Genomic DNA, 320 nt, shown 5'->3' with positions numbered 1-320 from the left:
CTGTTGATGTTGGTGTTGATCTCGTCAGCAATGTAGGTCGCCAGCTCTTCCATCCTATCTGGATCTTTGCAGACGGCAGGTTCCACTTTTGGCTCAGGCTGCGTCTCTGGCTCCTTACCGGCTGTTTCAGGATCTACCAAAGCATCCGCCGCCAAGGCTTTTTCCTTGAGCTTGGGATCAGCCAACAAGGTCGCCATCTTTTCATCGTCCAAAGAGCCATCTGGCCGGAAGGCCCCCAGCGCCATGAAGTCAATGATCGTTGCACCGCCAGCGTCCCCCATGAGGAATCCACCACCGACGTCGATTGAGCCTGTGATGAT

At 55.0% G+C, this 320-nt stretch carries 1 pseudogene; it reads right to left on the bottom strand.

Going from position 1 to position 320, the window contains the following annotated elements:
- A pseudogene (locus EE949_RS00080) lies at window positions 1–320 on the bottom strand (polymorphic toxin type 44 domain-containing protein); the annotation flags it as partial.

Origin of the sequence: Pseudomonas viridiflava (assembly GCF_900602065.1) — a bacterium.
GTDB lineage: Bacteria > Pseudomonadota > Gammaproteobacteria > Pseudomonadales > Pseudomonadaceae > Aquipseudomonas.
The sequence above is the reverse complement of the archived record's forward strand: the minus strand, read 5'-3'. Positions and strand labels throughout refer to the sequence as shown.